Here is a 17,029-nt window from a genome sequence, read left to right as displayed (position 1 = left end):
GGGCCGATCCGTAGATTGCATCAGGGCCCGATAATGGGCAGCGAGCATAAGAGGGAGCCCAGCAGTGTCCGTCAAAGAATCGGCTGTATTTGATCGTCCGTACCGTGCATTTCTGTTTGATATGGACGGTACCCTACTCAACTCCATTGCTGCCGCAGAGCGGGTCTGGGCTGCCTGGGCGCGACGCCACGGGCTGGATGTCGAGGCGTTTCTGGGGACCATCCACGGTGTTCGGGCCATCGATACGATCAACCGCCAGGCGTTGCCGGGGGTGGACGCGCAGGCTGAGGCGCGAGGGATTACCGAGGCAGAGATCGAGGATGTGGAGGGCGTGCTGGCAATCCCAGGCGCTGTGGCATTTTTGCAGAGTTTGCCTGCCCACCGCTGGGTCGTGGTCACGTCTGCGCCCAAGGCCCTTGCCCTGCGCCGTATGCACGCGGCAGGCCTGGTGCCGCCGGCTGTCATGATCACGGCTGAGGATGTGACCAGCGGCAAGCCGGATCCGGCCTGTTACCTGTTGGGCGCCCAGCGTCTGGGGGTGCCGATAGGTGAGTGCCTGGTGTTCGAGGATGCCCCGGTGGGGATCCGCGCCGGTGAGGCGGCGGGTGCGGACGTCCTAGTGGTGACCTCGGCGCATGGGGAGCCAATGGTGACGGATCATCCGACGATTGCGAGTTATGACCGCGTACATGTCCAGTGCGACGCGGCCGGTTCACTGCGCTTGCGGCCTTCTACACCGGCTTGAACGCCTCGCCACGCTTGGTCAGCAGGATGTTTTCAGCGCTAACCCACTGGTAGCCCAATGGATCTTTGATGCTCCCGTGGGTAATGGTGCCCGTGATCAGGTGCAGCAGATGAAGTTGACGCAGGCCCGCGAGGACGTCATCGGGCTTGCCGTGCAATTGCGCGGAAGACTTTGGATGATCTGCTGAGAGTTGTGCGATCAAGAACAATAGGTTCTTGGCGTTATGTTCTATGTCCATATCGATAACGTTTTTTATGGGATGTATGGGTATGGGTGCTACCGAAGTGGATAGTTCCTCCTGATTTAAGCATGGGATCCAATCGCTGTTTCAAGAGGGGGTTTTCTGGCGGGCCTGGCGAAACGCTCGACGACTGAGTTTTCGCTGGATCGCAGCCTGGATGGGCTTGAGGCAGAAGCAGAACAGATAGCCACCGAGAAACAACGCCAGGTCTGGCCATGAATTGGCATCCTGGACGGTGGTAGTGCCTTCCATATAAAACCTGAGGCCATACCCGATCGCTACGAAAGCCAGGGCAATCACCAGGGCGATTATCCAGGATTTACGGGTATAGGGCTCTTTGCGGGATCGCCTCATTAACGCGCTCCGAGGGCACTGTAAGGTTTTGTAACGTTCCTGGAGGGGTTTGTCTGTTAAACGGCCCGCAAGTTCCGCGGGTGAGCCGGGGGAGGGGATGGCAAGTGGCTGGGCCTGGCGCGAATGCTGCGCTGATCACGGAATACCGTAGACAGGCCAAGAGGCTTTCGCCAGCCGTTACAGGGGACGAGCGGGCTGGCTACTGGGAGGGCTTCAAGGTGTTTCGCGTTTGTCCGGTGCAGTCAGGCCTGCCTGGATGCGCTGGTAAATCTCTTCGCGATGCACGGCAACATCTTTGGGAGCATTGATGCCGATTCTTACTTGCTGGCCGCTAACGCCCAGAATGGTGATCGTAATGTCATCACCGATATTTATGCTTTCACCGACTTTGCGGGTGAGTATCAGCATGGACTTCTCCTTGATTGCTTTGAAGGACGCATGTTCTAACAGGGCGGATGTCGGTTGCGTGTAGCTTACTGTGAAGCGCTTCCCTGTGGCTGCCTCTTTTAGGACGCATGGAGGCGGCATTAATTCCCATGGCGCCATCATACAGGTCTGGGAAACATCCTTCGCAATGTTTAAGCCAACGTTTATGACGGCCAGAATAGGCAGCGAATGATAAAGTTGCCTCTTTGATCATTAAAGGGGCAGGGCAGTGCGTAAAGTAGCGATGGCAATTGTGGTATTGGCGTTGGCCGGATGCGGTGAAGGGCCCAATCTCGACACCCCCCGAGACAAAGCTGAAGCCGCCAAAGCCCAGGCGCCTGCGGTTGCCGCTGTGCAGTGGGATATCCTGGTGCGCTCGCCCGACAACAAACTGCAGGCGCTGACCGACCTGACCGCCTGGTTGCTGGAAAACGGCTTTACTTTCTATCTGGCCAAGGAAGACGGCAAGGACCTGGTGCTGTTGGGACCATTCGCCAGCAAGGCCGAGGCCGAGGCTCGCCAGGTCCAGTTGCAGGAAAGGCTGGTGAAAAAGAAGAAGACCGATGCCGAGTCGCTGGTGATCGAGCACAAGGCCCGCCAGTAACAAGGTGGTTGGCGGGATCCGCGGATCCCGCTCGCATTTATCCGCAGGCCTTGAGGTTCACCGGGCCGACGAATTCGTTGCCGCGCCCCATCACGCATGCCACGGTTTGATTGCGCTGGCGCTCCCAAGGCTGCACGGGATAGGTCCGGTTCCAGGCTTCATACAACTGGCGGTCCTGTTTCGACAGGCGCAGACCGTATTGTTTACTCATGTAAAAGTAAGTCCGGGCAATCATGCCGCGGATAGATGGCCTGGGCATGACCTTCTTGGCCTTGAAGTCCACTTGAGTCAGGCATGAACCGTATTGCCCGCTCTGCACTGGCAACCAGCCAAAGCTGAAGTTGTTGCGATCGCCATTGACCTCGCCGATGCTCGGTACCAGGTTGTGCAGGTCGGCTTCCGCGCGCTTGAAGACAGTATCGGTACGCGTGCAGTTTTTGCGTCCGCCGTCTTGCCAGCACTGGCGTTGATGCCCGATCTGCCAAGCCGGGACAATATGCTCCCACTCGATGCGTGCGGCCCGGTTCGCGTTCTTACGTGGGATGTAGCCGCAGGCTTTCAGGTCTACCCGGTTACCCGTGTATTTGCAGCCGCAATAAAACTCCGTGGATTGCGGAGCGTAGAGTTTCCAGGCGATTTTCTTGGCTTCACTGAAGGTGCGTGGGGCTTGGGCGTGGGCGGCGGTGGCAAAAAAAACACAGAACAGGGCGATAAAACGGACACTCATTGACTCAATCTTCCTTCGGCACGACCCAGAAAATCTGCACCCCACCATCATCGCGATAGGCGAGGGTGACGTTGTCGTTTTCTGCGATTTCCTCCAGTAGTCGTGCCCATTCGTCCTCTGGTTCCTCGGGCAGGCGAAAAATCAACGCGGCTTTGTTTTTTTGGGCGTTGGTGGAATTGATGATTTTTTGCACGCGGATCGCCAGGCGTTGGTAGGCGTCGGGAGGTGTAGGTGTTGCAGCGGAGGGCTTGGCCACGGAGGAGTCCTTAGTTAGCTGTACGAACATACAGTATTTAACTGTGAGAAAATTCGCAACTGCTTAAAATCCAAGAAGTCTGTGTGGCGGCAAATTTATGAAAGGCAGGAATGTTTTTTATAGGGGCCGGCTTACCGGCGATAGGGGGATGTCAGTCAATGATGCAACATCAGGTAGACCGCTATCGCTGGTAAGCCTGCGCCTACAGCGATAGCGGCGTATCGGTTACCGAGTGAACTCAGTATTCCCAGAAGATGCGCTGCAGTTCCTTGCTGTCCTGGGTCTTGGTCAAGGCGACCATGGCCAGGATGCGGGCTTTCTGCGGGTTCAGGTCATGGGCCACGACCCAGTCGTACTTGTCGTCAGGCTGTTCGGCGTTGCGCAGAACGAAACCGCCGGCATTGACGTGGGAAGAGCGAATGATCTGTACGCCTTCCTTACGCAGTTCCTGCAGGGCAGGCACTACCTTGGCCGGTACCGAGCCATTGCCGGTGCCGGCATGGATGATGGCTTTGGCGCCAGCCTGGGCCAGGGCTTTGTAGGCGGTGTCGCTGACGTTGCCATAGCCGTAGGCAATTTCAACATCCGGCAGGCTCTTGATGTTCTTGATATCGAACTCCGAGCCCATGGTGTGACGCTTGGCTGGCTGGCGGAACCAGTAGGACTTGCCCTCTACAACCATGCCCAGTGGGCCCCAGGCGCTTTTGAAGGCCTCAGTCTTGATGTTGATCATCTTGCTCACGTCGCGACCCGACTGGATCTCGTCGTTCATGGTCACCAGTACGCCTTTGCCGCGTGCGTCCTTGCTGCCGGCTACGGCCACGGCGTTGTACAGGTTCAGCATGCCGTCGGCGGACATGGCAGTGCCCGGGCGCATGGAGCCCACGACGACGATTGGCTTGTCGGTCTTTTCCACCAGGTTGAGGAAGTAGGCGGTTTCTTCGAGGGTGTCGGTGCCGTGGGTGATCACGATGCCGTCCACGTCCTTGCTGTCGGCAAGTTCGGCGACACGACGACCCAGTTGCAGCAGGTTTTCGTTGGTGATGCTCTCGGAAGCAATCTGCATCACTTGCTCGCCACGCACGTTGGCGATCTGGCTGAGCTCGGGAATGCCGGCGATCAATTGTTCGATACCGACCTTGGCCGCCTGGTAGGTGGCGCTGTTGGCCGCGCTGGCGCCAGCGCCGGCGATGGTGCCGCCAGTGGCCAGTACCACCACGTTGGACAGCTTGGTCTTGGATTCAACTTCCTTGGCCTGGGCGGCAACCGGGAAGAGCAGCAGCAGGGCTAAGGCGCCCGGAACAAAGTTCTTGAGTGCAGATTTCATTATTTTTCTCTCTAGTTTTGATGAGTGCATGTGCAGGTTCATCCAGAACACCCCGGGCTGCGCTGAGCACCACAAGGTGCTGATTAAGAGCAGGATTTGTACCAGCGAGATTTTGTTTGAGGATTGTTTTTAACCTGCTGATTTAAAACAAATTTTTAACGGTGTGTGAGTTTTTGGCTTTAGCTCGTGTCCGAATTTCCGAACGCTGGCGGCTTCGGCGTTCGGTTGTCCGAAAATCATTCCGGAAAAATCAACAAGACGCTTCTGAAATGCGGCCGCAGGTCTGTCGTTTTAGAGAACGATCGCCTAGCCCGGATGTTTAGGCACGAGGGGGGTGGGCTGTAGGGCAGGAAGTAGAGCGTGCACGGAAAAAGCCCGTTTCTTTCGTTGACAAAATTCAGCCTTATTCGCATAGTTTGTTTAGCGCAAACGTTTGCGAGATGTTTCACGAGCACTCCGTGAGTGAGGTGAAGCTGCAGGCGTTGCTCAAAATAATCATAAGATCGGAGTGAACCCATGAAGCTGCCATTCGCTGGACGTTTGCTTGCTGCCGCTGTCCTGGCTGCTGCATCCGCTGCCCTGCCTCTTTCCTCTGCATTCGCTGATGACAGCGCCGCCAAACCCAAGGTCGGCCTGGTGATGAAGTCCCTGGCCAATGAGTTTTTCGTCACCATGCAAGACGGTGCCAAGGACTATCAGAAAGCCCATGCCGCCGATTTCGACATGATCACCAACGGGATCAAGAACGAAACCGACACCTCGGCCCAGATTGATATCGTCAACCAGATGATCCTCGCGAAAGTCAACGCAATCGTCATCGCGCCCGCCGACTCCAAGGCCCTGGTCAACGTACTGAAGAAAGCCTCCGATGCCGGGATCAAGGTGGTCAACATCGATAACCGCCTCGACCCAGAAGTGCTGAAAAGCAAAAACCTCGAGGTTCCCTTCGTAGGCCCGGATAACCGCAAGGGTTCGCGCCTGGTCGGCGAGTACCTGGCCAAGCAGTTGGCGAGCGGCGACAAGGTCGGGATTATCGAAGGTGTGCCGACCACCACCAACGCCCAGCAACGCACCGCCGGCTTCAAGGATGCGATGGATGGGGCGGGTATGAAGATTGTCTCCGTGCAGTCCGGTAACTGGGAGATCGACCAGGGCAACAAGGTCGCGGCTGCCATGTTGAGCGAATACCCAGACCTCAAGGCGCTGCTGGCCGGTAATGACAATATGGCCTTGGGTGCCGTTTCTGCGGTACGTGCGGCAGGCAAGGCCGGCAAGGTCCAGGTGGTTGGCTACGACAATATCGCCGCGATCAAACCGATGCTCAAGGACGGCCGCATCCTGGCCACCGCCGACCAGGCGGCTGCGCAGCAAGCAGTGTTTGGTATCCAGAACGCGCTGAAGCTGGTCAAGGGTGAAAAGGTCGAGTCCGTGGATGGCGTGATCGAAACGCCGGTAGAACTCGTCCTCAAGCAATAATCCCTGGCTGCGCACTACAGCGCCCGTTCACGTCGAGCGGGCGCCTGGAGATTTTCCTATGTCATCTTCCGCACCGACCACTGTCCTCTCGGTCAGCGGTATCGGTAAGACCTATGCCCAGCCCGTCTTGTCTGACATCACCCTGACGCTCAATCGCGGCGAGGTGTTGGCACTGACCGGTGAGAATGGCGCGGGCAAAAGCACCCTGTCGAAGATCATCGGTGGCCTGGTTACACCCACCACCGGGCAGATGCAGTTCAACGGCCAGGACTATGCCCCGGCCAGCCGCACCCAGGCGGAAAAGCAGGGGATCCGCATGGTGATGCAGGAGCTCAACCTGCTGCCGACCCTGACCGTCGCCGAAAACCTGTTCCTCGATAACCTGCCCAGTCGTGGTGGCTGGATCAGCCGCAAGCAACTGCGCAAGGCCGCGATCGAGGCCATGGCACACGTGGGGCTGGATGCCATCGACCCGGACACCCTGGTCGGCAGCCTGGGCATCGGTCATCAGCAGATGGTCGAGATCGCCCGCAACCTGATCGGCGACTGCCATGTGCTGATCCTCGACGAACCGACGGCAATGCTTACCGCCCGTGAAGTCGAGATGCTGTTTGAGCAAATCAGCCGCCTGCAGGCACGGGGCGTGGCAATTATCTACATTTCCCATCGCCTGGAAGAGCTGGCCCGCGTGGCCCAGCGCATTGCGGTGCTGCGTGACGGCCAACTGGTGTGTGTCGAGCCAATGGCCAACTACAACAGCGAGCAACTGGTCACGCTGATGGTCGGTCGCGAGTTGGGCGAGCACATCGACCTCGGCCCGCGCACCATTGGCGCGCCTGCCTTGACGGTCACAGGCCTGACCCGCTCGGACAAGGTCCGGGATGTGTCCTTTGAGGTGCGCGCCGGTGAGATCTACGGCATCTCCGGACTGATCGGTGCCGGTCGTACGGAGTTGCTGCGCCTGATCTTTGGTGCCGACCTGGCCGACAGTGGCACGGTGGCCCTCGGCTCGCCGGCCCGGGTGGTGAGCATTCGCTCGCCGGTGGATGCGGTAGGGCACGGCATCGCGCTGATCACCGAGGATCGCAAGGGCGAGGGCCTGTTGCTCAGCCAGTCCATCAGCGCCAACACGGCCCTGGGCAATATGGCCAAGGTGTCCAGCGCCGGCCTGGTCAATGGGCGTGATGAAGCGGCGCTGGCCAAGCGGCAGATCGACGCCATGCGCATCCGCAGCTCCAGCCCCGCGCAATTGGTGTCCGAGCTGTCGGGAGGCAATCAGCAAAAGGTGGTGATCGGCCGCTGGCTTGAGCGCGATTGCGCGGTGATGCTGTTCGACGAACCGACCCGTGGCATCGACGTCGGCGCCAAATTTGATATCTATGCGCTGCTTGGCGACTTGACCCGCCAGGGCAAGGCGCTGGTGGTGGTGTCCAGCGACTTGCGCGAGCTGATGCTGATCTGCGACCGCATCGGCGTGCTGTCTGCCGGACGCTTGATCGAAACCTTCGCGCGTGACAGCTGGACCCAGGACGAATTGCTTGCCGCCGCGTTTGCCGGCTATCAGAAACGTGATGCGTTGCTCAACGAAGCAGCGCCCAGGACAACCCCATGAAAACAGCAACTCCAACCGCAAAAGCCGGCGGCAATTTCTACGGCCTGGGCACTTACCTGGGCCTGGCAGGTGCCTTGATGGCGATGATTGCGCTGTTCTCGGCCCTGAGCAGCCACTTTTGGTCCTATGACACCTTCAGCACCATCGCCAACCAGATTCCCGACCTGATGGTGCTGGCGGTCGGCATGACGTTCATCCTGATCATCGGCGGCATCGACCTGTCCGTGGGTTCGGTGCTGGCCCTGGCAGCATCTGCGGTCAGCGTGGCGATCCTCGGCTGGGGCTGGAGCGTAGTCCCGGCGGCGTTGCTCGGCATGGGCTGTGCGGCCCTGGCCGGGACCATCACCGGTTCCATCACCGTGGCCTGGCGTATTCCGTCGTTCATCGTGTCCCTCGGTGTGCTGGAAATGGCCCGTGGCGCGGCCTACCAGATGACAGGCTCGCGCACCGCCTATATCGGCGACTCCTTCGCCTGGCTGTCCAACCCGGTGGCATTTGGTATCTCGCCATCATTCATCATTGCCTTGCTGGTGATTATCGTTGCCCAGGCGGTGCTGACGCGCACTGTGTTCGGTCGCTACCTGATTGGTATCGGCACCAATGAAGAAGCGGTGCGTCTGGCGGGGATCAATCCAAAACCCTACAAGATCCTGGTGTTCAGCCTGATGGGACTGTTGGCCGGTGTGGCGGCACTGTTCCAGATTTCCCGCCTGGAAGCGGCCGACCCGAATGCCGGCTCCGGCCTGGAGCTGCAGGTGATTGCCGCAGTGGTGATCGGTGGCACCAGCCTGATGGGCGGGCGTGGTTCGGTGATCAGCACGTTCTTCGGGGTGCTGATCATTTCTGTATTGGCAGCCGGCCTGGCGCAGATCGGCGCGACCGAGCCGACCAAGCGCATCATTACCGGCGCCGTTATCGTGATTGCAGTGGTGCTGGACACCTACCGCAGTCAACGCGCAAGCCGGCGGGGTTGAGACATGGCAACCATCAAGGATGTGGCGGCGCTTGCGGGCATTTCCTACACCACGGTTTCCCATGTGGTGAACAGGACGCGCCCGGTCAGCGAGCCCGTGCGGCTCAAGGTCGAAGCAGCGATCAAGCAGCTGGACTATGTACCCAGCGCAGTCGCCCGTTCGCTGAAGGCCAAGACCACCGCGACCATCGGCCTGTTGGTGCCCAACAGCCTGAACCCGTATTTCGCGGAGCTGGCCAGGGGCATCGAGGATTACTGCGAGCGCAATGGCTACTGCGTGATCCTGTGCAATTCCGATGATAACGCCGATAAACAGCGCAACTATTTGCGGGTGTTGCTGGAGAAGCGCGTCGATGGCCTGATCGTTACCTCGGTTGGTGGCGATGACCGTGGCCTGGCTACTGGCCTCAAGGCGGTGCGCACGCCCATGGTCATTGTCGACCGGGGCCTGGAGGGCGTTGATGTGGATCTGGTGCGCATCGATCATGAGCAGGGCGCTTATCTGGCAACCCGGCATTTGCTGGAGCTGGGGCACCGGGATATCGCCTGTATCGGCGGACCGGCGCACACGCGTGTCGCGCAGATGCGCCTGGCCGGCTACCAGCGGGCGTTGCAGGAGGCCGGTGTGGCGGCTCCTGCCAGCCGCGTATTGGAAAGTGATTTCACCAGTACCGGTGGCTATGCGGCGGCGGTGCAGTTGCTGGCGGATAATCCGCCCAGCGCGATATTCGCCGGCAACGATATGATCGGCTTCGGTGTGCTGCGTGCGGCCGCCGAACGCAACCTGCGGGTGCCCGCCGAGCTGTCGGTGATTGGTTTTGATGACATTCAAATGAGCCGCTATGTCTACCCCGCGTTGACCACCGTGGGCCAGTCGATCCTGCAATTGGGGGAGATGGCGGCGGAGTTGTTATTGCGACGGATTGCGACACCGCAATTGCCGGCTGACCAACGCATTGTCACGCCGAGCATTGTCTTGCGTGAGTCAACGGCGCCGTTGGCTGGCGTGTTTGCCTCAAACCGCTGAACGAATTGATGAGTATTGATGTATGCCAGCAAAAGTAGTGGTAGTAGGCAGCCTGAACATGGACCTGGTGACCCGCGCCAGCCGGCTGCCTCGCGGCGGTGAAACCCTGGTCGGCCAGTCGTTTGCCACCGTGCCGGGCGGTAAGGGCGCCAATCAGGCGGTCGCTGCGGCGCGTCTGGGGGCTGACGTTGCGATGATCGGCTGCGTGGGCAGCGATGCCTATGGCGCCCAGTTGCGTGACGCGTTGTTGGTGGAGGGGATCGACTGCCAGGCCGTCAACGAGGTAGAGGGCTCCAGCGGTGTTGCGCTGATTGTGGTGGATGACAGCAGTCAGAATGCGATCGTGATTGTGGCTGGCAGCAACGGCCAACTGACACCCGCGTCGCTGCTGGCGTTCGACGCTGTGCTGCAGGCGGCCGAGGTGATTGTCTGCCAGCTCGAAGTGCCCATGGACACTGTGGGGTATGCCCTCAAGCGCGCTCGCGCACTGGGCAAGACGGTGATCCTCAACCCCGCGCCCGCCAGCGGGCCGTTGCCGGCAGACTGGTACGCGGCGATCGACTACCTGATCCCCAACGAAAGCGAAGCCTCGGCCTTGAGCGGTGTGCCGGTGGATTCGCTGGACGCGGCCAAGGTCGCGGCTACGCATCTGCTAAATGCCGGTGCGGGCAAGGTGATTGTGACCCTGGGCTCGCAAGGCGCGCTGTTCGCCGATGGCCAGGGTTTCGAGCATCTGCCGGCGCCCAAGGTCCAGGCGGTGGATACCACGGCGGCGGGCGATACCTTTGTCGGCGGCTTTGCCGCAGCACTGGCCAACGGGCAGGGCGAGGCCGAGGCCATACGTTTTGGCCAGGTCGCGGCGGCTCTGTCGGTCACCCGTGCCGGGGCGCAACCCTCTATTCCCACATTGCATGATGTTCAAGGCTTTGTTCGCCCATGAAGAAGACTCCATTGCTCAACATTGCCCTGTCGCGGTTGATTGCCTCCCTCGGCCATGGCGACATCCTGGTGATCGGCGATGCCGGCCTGCCGGTGCCGCCGGGGGTGGAGTTGATCGATCTGGCGCTGACCCAGGGCATTCCTGATTTCATCAGCACCCTGCGCATTGTGCTCACGGAGATGCAGGTTGAAAGCCACGTGTTGGCTGAGGAAATCCTGCACAAGCAGCCGCCGGCGCTGGCGGATCTCAACGCGCTGGACCCGCGCGACCTGGGTGAGCGCCGCCTGCTCAGTCATGAGGCGTTCAAGCAGCTCAGCCACAAGGCGCGCGCGGTGGTGCGTACTGGCGAGTGCCAGCCCTACTGTAATATCGCGCTGGTGTCTGGCGTGACTTTCTAGCATTTCCCACAATGACAAGGAGTGCGTCATGCAACATAGAATCCCAACCCTGCGACACCTGTTTCGGAGTGTGCTGCTTTTGTCCGTGCTAACTGCTGCAAGCGCCCAGGCGGCGGAAAAAATCGACCTGATCATTGATACCGATCCGGGCGCCGACGATGTAGTGGCATTGCTGTTTGCGATGGCCTCGCCACAGGAGCTGAACATTCGTGCATTGACCACGGTGGCCGGCAATGTGCGCCTGGACAAGACCTCGCGCAATGCGCGACTCGCCCGTGAGTGGGCAGGGCGCGAGGAGATCCCTGTGTATGCCGGCGCGCCGCAGCCGCTGCTGCGCACGCCGATCTATGCCGAGAATATTCACGGCAAGGAAGGCATTTCTGGTGTGACCGTGCACGAGCCGAAAAAAGGCCTGGCCGACGGCAATGCGGTCGACTACTTGATCAGCACCCTGAGCACCGCCAAGCCCCATAGCATCACCATCGCCATGCTCGGCCCGCAGACTAACCTGGCTCTGGCGCTGACCCAGGCGCCGGAAATCACCCAGGGCATCAAGGAAGTGGTGGTCATGGGCGGCGCGCACTTCAATGGCGGCAACATTACCCCTGTGGCCGAATTCAATCTGTTTGCCGATCCGCTGGCGGCTGAAATTGTCCTTAAAAGTGGCGTCAAACTGACCTATCTGCCGCTGGACGTGACCCACAAGATACTGACCAGCGAGGCGCGCCTGAAGAAGATCGCCGACCTGAACAACAACGCCAGCAAGGTGGTAGGCGATATTCTCAATGAATACGTCAAGGGCGATATGGAGCACTACGGTATGACGGGCGGCCCGGTGCACGACGCGACCGTGATCGGCTACCTACTCAAGCCCGAACTGTTCACCGGACGCCAGGCCAATATGGTGATCGATAGCCGCGAAGGCCCGACGTTTGGCCAGACCATCGTCGACTGGTACGACGGCCTCAAGCACGACAAGAATGTGTTCTGGGTTGAAAACGGTGATGCCCAGGGCTTTTTCGACCTGCTCACCGAACGCCTGGCGCGCCTTGAGTAAGGCGCCTGCCGGTTGGTTGCTATTCGCGTAGCGGGTCTTCGACCCCCATATGGTCGGCCGGGTATTTCTCGAATATCTGGCCGATGAAGGCCTGTGCGGCCTGGGTGCCCAGTTCCTTGACCAGCAGGTCTATGCCGATGATTGCCAATTCTTCCGGGCTGCCTGGGCTGTAGGAGCTTTGCCCTTGAGGCCATTTGGCTTTGATATCGGCATTGATGGTAACGATGGTCATCGGGTTCTCGCGGTTCGCAAAGGCTGGACTGGCGCGCAGAGTTAACCATTTTGCGCCGCGTTTGGCACTGCTACTTAGGCATGAAGTGAGCGCTGTGCGACACTGGTGCCCTGTTTAATTGTCAGGACAAGCCACGTGCACATCGATTTGACCAACCCCAAGAGCCTTACATTGGAAGCCGTTCGCCAAATGATTGCCAGTGCCAGCGACGACCAGCACACCCAATTGCGTGTGACCAAGGCCGGTATTGCCTATATCTCCTCCTGCGTGGTGGGAGGGATGGAGGTCAACGGGCTGTTGTTCCGCCTGGAAACATGGGCGGCAGGGTCTGGCTACGTGGGCAGGGTGGCGGCCAGTGATGAGGTGTGGGTGACGCAGATTTATAACGCGCTGAAACAGAACTGGCCAAACCCGCCCTTTGACTACATCGACATCTACTGACACTTGTTCATATCTGGTGACGATTGATTCATCAGGCCGTGGCGCTGAGTCAGGCAGACTCGCTTACGGCCAATTGTGACAATTCTGAAACCAATTGGCCAAATCACGGTCGCACGATCTCTGTCCATTTTTTATCAAAGGAGGCTTCATGCCTTGGAAGCTCGCATCATTCGGTACCTTGTTGGCGGCAGCCGTCCTGGCGGGCTGCAGCACTGCGGGTACCTCTGAGCCGGCCAAAGACACGGCTGCGGCTGAGCCTGTTCATACACGCTGCGAATCGAAGGCTGCAGAGTTTGCGGTCGGCCAGAAAGCTTCGCCGCAATTGCTGGAGCAGGCCCGTACCCGTGCGGGTGCGCAGAATGCACGCATTCTCAAGCCCAACGATATGATCACCCTCGAATACCGCTCCGATCGCCTGAACCTCAATACCGATGACAACCTGGTGATCACCCGCGTCAATTGCGGCTAATAACGCTTTTGCATCACCCATAAAAAACCCCGTCACATGGACGGGGTTTTTTTGATTGGCGTAGAGATTACTCTGCGCGAACCTGTGCAGCTTGCATACCCTTTTGGCCTTTCTCAGCCACGAAGGAAACGGTTTGGCCTTCTTTCAGGCTTTTGAAACCGTCGCTTTCGATAGCTTTGAAGTGTACGAACAGGTCGTCACCGCCACCTTGAGGAGTGATGAAGCCGAAGCCTTTTTCATCGTTGAACCATTTAACGGTGCCGGTTTGGCGATTAGACATGGTGTATCTCCAAGAAACATATATTTTCAGTAGTGCTGTGCTGCTCAGGCCAACTGGGCACACTGGGCTATCATAGTCGAAATGTTCGGCTTGGGAGCCCCCCCAAGGCACTGTTTGCTAATCAATCGCGTCTTCTTCAGTGCCATGGCTGGCTGTAAGCCCCGGTTTACGGGGCTTTAGCACGAAATATCAGCTAGTAAAAAAAGCCGTAAAAGCTGTGTAAATTGTGCGAAATAGCAGTTTTCAGAGGGTTTTCAGGTCATTTTGGTGGGCTGATTTCTCGCCACGCTTACTTTTTCTTCACGACCTTGCAGGACGAAATAGCCGCGACTGCTTTGTTTTTTAGCTCCTCGCTGGCGTTCTGGTTAGTCATCAGTTCCTTGATTTCCGCCGTGCTCAATTCCGCGTTGATTTTGTCCGCGCCGCATTCGCAATGGGCTTTGGCGATTTTGGCATCAACGTTCTGGCTGGCGGCGTCGCTGCAGTCCTTTACAAAGCTATCGCGGGCACCAGCGGGCCAGTTGGAGGGGGCGGCGGCCTGAGCGCCAATGGAGAACAGGGCCAGGGAAGCGGCAAGGGCGAAGATCGAGGTGCTGCGCATGGTGAGATGCTCCTTGAGTCGATAGGACGGACGGCGATTTTCAGTGTGTTTGAGGCCTGTCGTACAGCCCAAGTTCACTTTTGGCTGCAAAAGCCTGGGGTTTGTCGCTACCAGGCTGCAGGGGCGCGCCATGACCGTTCATCTGTGCTAGCATCCACAGCCTGGCTTTTTTCTTGCCAGATTCCTTTTTGTTTAACTCCAGTCACTCTGGTTCGATTATCGGTTGGCCGAAAGGCTCCTGCCGCTGTAAGGCAGGCGTTCAGCAATGAGCGGCCTGGTGTTGGATCTTGTACTGGCTCATCCCAACCCACGTGACCTTTGGTAGGGGTCACCACTAGGAGAGGAGGCGCCATGCCAACTATTACTCTTCCCGACGGCAGTCAACGTTCATTCGATCATTCGGTTTCCGTAGCCGAGGTCGCCGCATCCATCGGTGCAGGCCTGGCCAAGGCCACCGTAGCCGGCAAGGTCGACGGCAAGCTGGTTGACGCCAGCGACCTGATCTCCACCGATGCCAGCCTGCAAATCATCACGCCCAAGGATCAAGAGGGGCTGGAGATCATTCGCCACTCTTGCGCGCACTTGATTGGCCATGCGGTCAAGCAGCTGTATCCAACCGCGAAGATGGTGATCGGCCCGGTCATCGACGAAGGCTTCTATTACGACATCGCCTACGAGCGTCCTTTCACTCCGGACGACCTGGCGGCCATCGAACAGCGCATGCATGCACTGATCGAGAAAGATTACGACGTCATCAAGAAAGTCACGCCGCGCGCCGAAGTGATCGACGTGTTCACCGCCCGTGGCGAGGACTACAAGTTGCGTCTGGTGGAAGACATGCCGGACGAGCAGGCCATGGGCCTGTATTACCACGAAGAATATGTCGACATGTGCCGTGGCCCGCACGTGCCGAACACGCGCTTCCTCAAGTCGTTCAAGTTGACCAAGCTGTCCGGTGCCTACTGGCGCGGTGACGCGAAGAACGAGCAATTGCAGCGCATCTACGGCACCGCCTGGGCTGACAAGAAGCAGTTGGCCGCCTACATCCAGCGCATCGAAGAAGCCGAAAAACGCGACCACCGCAAAATCGGTAAGCGCCTGAACCTGTTTCACCTCCAGGAAGAAGCGCCGGGCATGGTGTTCTGGCACCCGAACGGCTGGACCCTGTACCAAGTGCTTGAGCAGTACATGCGCAAGGTTCAGCGCGAAAACGGCTACCTGGAGATCAAGACTCCCCAGGTCGTCGATCGCAGCCTGTGGGAGAAATCCGGGCACTGGGCCAACTATGCCGACAACATGTTCACCACCCAGTCGGAAAACCGCGACTACGCCATCAAGCCGATGAACTGCCCGTGCCACGTACAGGTGTTCAACCAGGGCCTGAAGAGTTACCGCGAGTTGCCGATGCGCCTGGCCGAGTTCGGTGCCTGCCACCGTAACGAGCCATCGGGTGCGCTGCACGGCATCATGCGCGTGCGCGGCTTCACCCAGGATGACGCCCACATCTTCTGCACCGAAGAGCAGATGCAGGCCGAATCCGCCGCTTTCATCAAGCTGACCATGGACGTTTATCGCGATTTCGGCTTTACCGAAGTGGAAATGAAGCTGTCCACTCGTCCGGAAAAACGCGTTGGCTCCGACGAATTGTGGGATCGCGCCGAAGCTGCACTGGCCGCAGCGCTAGACAGTGCGGGGCTTGCGTACGATCTGCAGCCGGGCGAAGGCGCCTTCTACGGGCCTAAGATCGAGTTCTCGCTGAAAGATTGCCTTGGCCGTGTCTGGCAATGTGGTACCTTGCAGCTCGATTTTAACCTGCCGATCCGTCTGGGAGCCGAATACGTCTCCGAAGACAACAGCCGTAAACACCCGGTTATGCTGCACCGGGCGATCCTCGGCTCGTTCGAGCGGTTCGTCGGGATCCTGATCGAGCACTACGAGGGCGCGTTCCCTGCGTGGCTGGCTCCGACTCAGGCAGTGATCATGAATATCACTGATAAACAGGCCGATTTTGCCGCTGAAGTGGAAAAAACACTCAACGAAAGCGGATTTCGTGCCAAGTCCGACTTGAGAAATGAAAAGATCGGCTTTAAAATCCGCGAGCATACTTTGCTCAAGGTTCCCTATCTTTTGGTTATCGGAGATCGGGAAGTCGAGATGCAGACTGTCGCTGTGCGTACTCGTGAAGGTGCTGACCTGGGCTCGATGCCCGTCGCCCAGTTCGCTGAGTTCCTCGCGCAAGCGGTTTCCCGGCGTGGTCGCCCAGATTCGGAGTAATTATTATTAAGCGTGAAATGAGACAAGATAAACGAGCTGCACCGAAAGCCCCGATCAACGAGAATATCTCGGCACGCGAGGTTCGTTTAATTGGGGCTGAGGGTGAGCAGCTTGGGATTGTGTCAATTGAAGACGCGCTTCTTAAGGCTGAAGAAGCCAAGCTCGATTTGGTGGAAATTTCCGCCGATGCTGTACCGCCTGTCTGCAAGCTGATGGACTACGGCAAATCGATCTTCGAAAAGAAGAAGCAGATTGCCGCAGCCAAGAAAAACCAGAAGCAGATCCAGGTTAAAGAAATCAAGTTTCGTCCAGGGACGGAGGAAGGGGATTACCAGGTAAAACTGCGCAACCTGGTACGTTTCCTGAGTGATGGGGACAGGGCCAAGGTATCCTTGCGATTCCGCGGCCGTGAGATGGCCCACCAGGAGCTGGGTATGGAACTCCTCAAGCGGGTTGAAGCTGACCTGCTGGAGTACGGTTCCGTCGAACAGCATCCTAAGATGGAAGGACGCCAGCTGATCATGGTCATCGCCCCGAAAAAGAAGAAGTAATCAATAGGGCACGGCAGG

22 protein-coding genes are annotated in these 17,029 nt (G+C 58.7%); 13 read left to right on the top strand and 9 right to left on the bottom strand.

The window, feature by feature from the left end:
• Positions 1 to 64: 64 nt before the first annotated feature.
• On the top strand, positions 65 to 745 hold the full coding sequence (locus GDV60_RS18145; RefSeq protein ID WP_159908329.1) for an HAD family hydrolase: 681 nt from the start codon (positions 65 to 67) through the stop codon (positions 743 to 745).
• Here GDV60_RS18145 and GDV60_RS18140 read toward each other — a convergent pair.
• From GDV60_RS18140 to csrA, 3 genes are all read right to left on the bottom strand, one after another.
• Entirely contained in the window at positions 732 to 983 is a 252-nt protein-coding gene (locus tag GDV60_RS18140) for a hypothetical protein (protein WP_159908327.1), read from the bottom strand. The genes GDV60_RS18145 and GDV60_RS18140 overlap by 14 nt on opposite strands.
• A 90-nt stretch (positions 984 to 1,073) precedes the next feature.
• Positions 1,074 to 1,340, bottom strand: a complete 267-nt coding sequence (locus GDV60_RS18135; RefSeq protein WP_029294203.1) for a hypothetical protein — start codon at positions 1,338 to 1,340, stop codon at positions 1,074 to 1,076.
• Positions 1,341 to 1,553: 213 nt separating this feature from the next.
• Positions 1,554 to 1,748 (bottom strand): carbon storage regulator CsrA, encoded by a 195-nt coding sequence (gene csrA / locus GDV60_RS18130; protein WP_007920550.1) that lies wholly within the window; start codon positions 1,746 to 1,748, stop codon positions 1,554 to 1,556.
• A gap of 247 nt (positions 1,749 to 1,995) precedes the next feature.
• Between csrA and GDV60_RS18125 the strand changes: the two genes are divergently transcribed.
• Positions 1,996 to 2,370 carry a penicillin-binding protein activator LpoB gene (locus GDV60_RS18125; RefSeq protein ID WP_104910600.1) on the top strand — a complete coding sequence of 125 codons (375 nt, stop codon included), beginning with the start codon at positions 1,996 to 1,998 and terminating at the stop codon, positions 2,368 to 2,370.
• Between the two features lie 37 nt (positions 2,371 to 2,407).
• On the opposite strand, the gene GDV60_RS18120 is transcribed toward GDV60_RS18125, so the two are convergent.
• The 3 genes from GDV60_RS18120 to GDV60_RS18110 all read right to left on the bottom strand — a co-directional run bounded on the left by GDV60_RS18120 (position 2,408) and on the right by GDV60_RS18110 (position 4,680).
• On the bottom strand, positions 2,408 to 3,097 hold the full coding sequence (locus GDV60_RS18120) for an endonuclease (RefSeq protein WP_092231378.1): 690 nt from the start codon (positions 3,095 to 3,097) through the stop codon (positions 2,408 to 2,410).
• Positions 3,098 to 3,101: 4 nt separating this feature from the next.
• Positions 3,102 to 3,353 carry a DUF1654 domain-containing protein gene (locus GDV60_RS18115; protein ID WP_029294216.1) on the bottom strand — a complete coding sequence of 84 codons (252 nt, stop codon included), beginning with the start codon at positions 3,351 to 3,353 and terminating at the stop codon, positions 3,102 to 3,104.
• A gap of 238 nt (positions 3,354 to 3,591) precedes the next feature.
• Positions 3,592 to 4,680 (bottom strand): asparaginase, encoded by a 1,089-nt coding sequence (locus GDV60_RS18110; protein ID WP_029294218.1) that lies wholly within the window; start codon positions 4,678 to 4,680, stop codon positions 3,592 to 3,594.
• Positions 4,681 to 5,196: 516 nt separating this feature from the next.
• On the opposite strand from GDV60_RS18110, the gene GDV60_RS18105 reads away from it, so the two are divergent.
• Genes GDV60_RS18105 through GDV60_RS18075 form a run of 7 tightly spaced genes read left to right on the top strand, consistent with a single transcriptional unit; the run spans position 5,197 to position 12,163 of the window.
• Positions 5,197 to 6,156, top strand: coding sequence for a sugar ABC transporter substrate-binding protein (locus GDV60_RS18105; RefSeq protein WP_092231376.1), 960 nt, complete (start codon positions 5,197 to 5,199; stop codon positions 6,154 to 6,156).
• A 58-nt stretch (positions 6,157 to 6,214) separates the two neighbouring features.
• Positions 6,215 to 7,768 (top strand): sugar ABC transporter ATP-binding protein, encoded by a 1,554-nt coding sequence (locus GDV60_RS18100; protein WP_029294223.1) that lies wholly within the window; start codon positions 6,215 to 6,217, stop codon positions 7,766 to 7,768.
• Positions 7,765 to 8,742 (top strand): ABC transporter permease, encoded by a 978-nt coding sequence (locus tag GDV60_RS18095; RefSeq protein ID WP_070995071.1) that lies wholly within the window; start codon positions 7,765 to 7,767, stop codon positions 8,740 to 8,742. The genes GDV60_RS18100 and GDV60_RS18095 overlap by 4 nt, the downstream gene beginning before the upstream one ends.
• 3 nt (positions 8,743 to 8,745) lie before the next feature.
• The gene (locus tag GDV60_RS18090) at positions 8,746 to 9,768 is read left to right on the top strand and encodes a LacI family DNA-binding transcriptional regulator (protein WP_159908325.1); all 1,023 of its coding nucleotides are present in this window, start codon (positions 8,746 to 8,748) and stop codon (positions 9,766 to 9,768) included.
• A 22-nt stretch (positions 9,769 to 9,790) separates the two neighbouring features.
• On the top strand, positions 9,791 to 10,708 hold the full coding sequence (gene rbsK / locus GDV60_RS18085) for a ribokinase (RefSeq protein WP_029294229.1): 918 nt from the start codon (positions 9,791 to 9,793) through the stop codon (positions 10,706 to 10,708).
• Entirely contained in the window at positions 10,705 to 11,106 is a 402-nt protein-coding gene (gene rbsD, locus GDV60_RS18080) for a D-ribose pyranase (protein ID WP_092231366.1), read from the top strand. The genes rbsK and rbsD overlap by 4 nt, the downstream gene beginning before the upstream one ends.
• A gap of 28 nt (positions 11,107 to 11,134) precedes the next feature.
• Positions 11,135 to 12,163, top strand: coding sequence for a nucleoside hydrolase (locus tag GDV60_RS18075; RefSeq protein WP_029294232.1), 1,029 nt, complete (start codon positions 11,135 to 11,137; stop codon positions 12,161 to 12,163).
• A gap of 19 nt (positions 12,164 to 12,182) precedes the next feature.
• Here the strand turns inward: GDV60_RS18075 and GDV60_RS18070 are convergent, their stop codons facing one another.
• Positions 12,183 to 12,395, bottom strand: coding sequence for a hypothetical protein (locus GDV60_RS18070; protein WP_029294233.1), 213 nt, complete (start codon positions 12,393 to 12,395; stop codon positions 12,183 to 12,185).
• A 135-nt stretch (positions 12,396 to 12,530) separates the two neighbouring features.
• On the opposite strand from GDV60_RS18070, the gene GDV60_RS18065 reads away from it, so the two are divergent.
• Positions 12,531 to 12,836, top strand: a complete 306-nt coding sequence (locus GDV60_RS18065; RefSeq protein WP_029294235.1) for a hypothetical protein — start codon at positions 12,531 to 12,533, stop codon at positions 12,834 to 12,836.
• Positions 12,837 to 12,984: 148 nt separating this feature from the next.
• The gene (locus GDV60_RS18060; protein WP_029294237.1) at positions 12,985 to 13,305 is read left to right on the top strand and encodes an I78 family peptidase inhibitor; all 321 of its coding nucleotides are present in this window, start codon (positions 12,985 to 12,987) and stop codon (positions 13,303 to 13,305) included.
• Positions 13,306 to 13,372: 67 nt separating this feature from the next.
• Here the strand turns inward: GDV60_RS18060 and GDV60_RS18055 are convergent, their stop codons facing one another.
• Both GDV60_RS18055 and GDV60_RS18050 read right to left on the bottom strand, forming a co-directional pair.
• Positions 13,373 to 13,585 (bottom strand): cold-shock protein, encoded by a 213-nt coding sequence (locus GDV60_RS18055; protein ID WP_007905882.1) that lies wholly within the window; start codon positions 13,583 to 13,585, stop codon positions 13,373 to 13,375.
• 289 nt (positions 13,586 to 13,874) lie between these two features.
• Positions 13,875 to 14,186 carry a hypothetical protein gene (locus GDV60_RS18050; protein ID WP_092231363.1) on the bottom strand — a complete coding sequence of 104 codons (312 nt, stop codon included), beginning with the start codon at positions 14,184 to 14,186 and terminating at the stop codon, positions 13,875 to 13,877.
• A 351-nt stretch (positions 14,187 to 14,537) separates the two neighbouring features.
• Between GDV60_RS18050 and thrS the strand changes: the two genes are divergently transcribed.
• Both thrS and infC read left to right on the top strand, forming a co-directional pair.
• Complete coding sequence (gene thrS, locus GDV60_RS18045; RefSeq protein WP_092231360.1) at positions 14,538 to 16,460, top strand: threonine--tRNA ligase; 1,923 nt, start codon at positions 14,538 to 14,540, stop codon at positions 16,458 to 16,460.
• Positions 16,460 to 17,011, top strand: a complete 552-nt coding sequence (gene infC, locus GDV60_RS18040) for a translation initiation factor IF-3 (protein WP_169851780.1) — start codon at positions 16,460 to 16,462, stop codon at positions 17,009 to 17,011. Before thrS ends, infC begins: the two co-directional genes overlap by 1 nt.
• Positions 17,012 to 17,029: the final 18 nt, after the last annotated feature.

Origin of the sequence: Pseudomonas sp. DTU12.1 (assembly GCF_009873475.1) — a bacterium.
Lineage (GTDB): Bacteria > Pseudomonadota > Gammaproteobacteria > Pseudomonadales > Pseudomonadaceae > Aquipseudomonas > Aquipseudomonas proteolytica.
This window is presented reverse-complemented; position numbering and strand designations above follow the sequence as displayed.